The 1,595-nt window shown below is 64.2% G+C and carries 1 protein-coding gene and 1 pseudogene; one reads left to right on the top strand and one right to left on the bottom strand.

Translation table 11 applies throughout. The features are described 5' to 3' along the window. Positions 1–100 precede the first annotated feature (100 nt). On the top strand, positions 101–646 hold the full coding sequence (locus tag ABH936_RS14065; RefSeq protein ID WP_404603551.1) for an MFS transporter: 546 nt from the start codon (positions 101–103) through the stop codon (positions 644–646). Positions 647–1,366: 720 nt separating this feature from the next. Here ABH936_RS14065 and ABH936_RS14060 read toward each other — a convergent pair. Further along, positions 1,367–1,501: pseudogene (locus ABH936_RS14060) on the bottom strand (IS256 family transposase); the annotation flags it as partial. Positions 1,502–1,595: the final 94 nt, after the last annotated feature.

Raw genomic sequence — 1,595 nt, 5'->3', positions numbered from 1 at the left:
GGAGTAGTTCTTCCTGGCCATGGTTCTTCGATCATCTCGCTTCCCCAGCACCAGGTGCTGGATTCAGCGTGTCCAAGAACCGGGGTCAGGCCCCACCTCTGTGGTCTTTCTCCTGACCCTTTACCTTCAGGAAGTGCGCGGTTACACGCCCCTCCAGGCGGGTCTCGCTTTCGCTGTGCTTGGCGCGGGAACAGTGCTCGGCGGTGTCATCGCTCCGCGCGTCATCGGCCATCTTGGGGGTAAGCGAGCCATCGTCGCAGGGCTGGTGGCACAGGGTGTTTCCACCGTGCCGCTGGCGTTCCTCGGTGACGCCTCAGGATGGTTGGTCGTGCTGCTGGTCGCAACCTTCGTCGGTGGCGTCGCCAACCTGGTCGTCATCGTCGGCTTCATGGTTACCGCCACCTCCGGGCTGCCGGACGCCGAGCAGGGTCTGGCCACAGGGCTGGCCACCATGAGCCAGCAGGTGGGCATCACACTCGGCACGCCCGTCATGTCAGCGATCGCGACCGCCGCAGGGGCAGCTACCGCCGGCCATATCCTGCACGGAGTCACGACGGCACTGGCCGTCAATGCCGCCATCTGCTTCGCGACCGCCGTCGTCATCGGCCTCGTCCTTCCGCGGCACCGGAAGGCGGTGGCGGCCTGAAGGCGAGTGCATGAGCGAGATCACCACCAAGGCACAAGAACTGCTTGCCGGCCGCCTGGAGAGCGTCCAGCGACTCGAACAAGCGCACCACGAAACGGCGCGAGTGCGTTCAGAACTCGCCGCAGCAGAGCGCGCAGAAGGCGAAGCATGGAGCAACGCCACCGCAGCCGGATGGACACCAACGGAACTGAAACGGCTTGGGTTCACCCAGCCCGCCAGTCGGCGAGGTGGACGACCTGCGAGACGTTCCGGCGGCGAGCGAACAGCAGCAGCAACGCGCGCGGAGACCGAGAGCCGTTAAGACGTGAGGGAACGAACACATCCCCCAACCGAGCAGAGGAACTTGTTCTAGTGCCCATCGCATTCGATACGTCGCATCCGATTGACACAGAGGATCGCCGCATCGCGTTGGTGCGCGCGATCGTCGCCGCAGGAGATCGAGACGGCGAGCGTCACTGGATCGAGTGGAAAAGCAAGGTGGAGGTTGCTTCGCAGGAGGCTGAGACAACCCTCGTAAAAGAAATACTCGCCATGGCTAACCGAGATCGCGCCCGGGCTCTCACGCACTGCGGTGGGTGGGGATACATCGTGGTGGGCGCGACTGAGGAGGGAATCGTCGGTGCGGAGCGCCAGAAGACCGGGGCATGGGAGCAGCAGCTCGGCAAGTACCTCGGCGAGGGGGGACTGTCAGATTTCCGGTGTAACTGGCCACTGGCGTCCTTAGTTGTCCGAGGGGTTGATGCGCCCCTCGAAGGTGATGGCGAAGGCGTTGAGTGCAGCCTTCCATCGGATGACCCATCGTGCCCGACCGGTGCCGGTCGGGTCGAGTGATCGGGTCACCAAGTACAGGCACTTGAAGCGTCCCGGGTTTCGTGCCGCTCCTATGCGGGTGCCAACTCTCGGTTGAGGTTGGCGTAGTAGGCGGTCTCGTACTCGGCCGGGGTGGTCA

Source organism: Dermacoccus sp. GAS27A (genome assembly GCF_044909235.1).
In the GTDB taxonomy this organism is placed as follows: Bacteria; Actinomycetota; Actinomycetes; order Actinomycetales; family Dermatophilaceae; genus Dermacoccus; species Dermacoccus nishinomiyaensis.
This window is presented reverse-complemented; position numbering and strand designations above follow the sequence as displayed.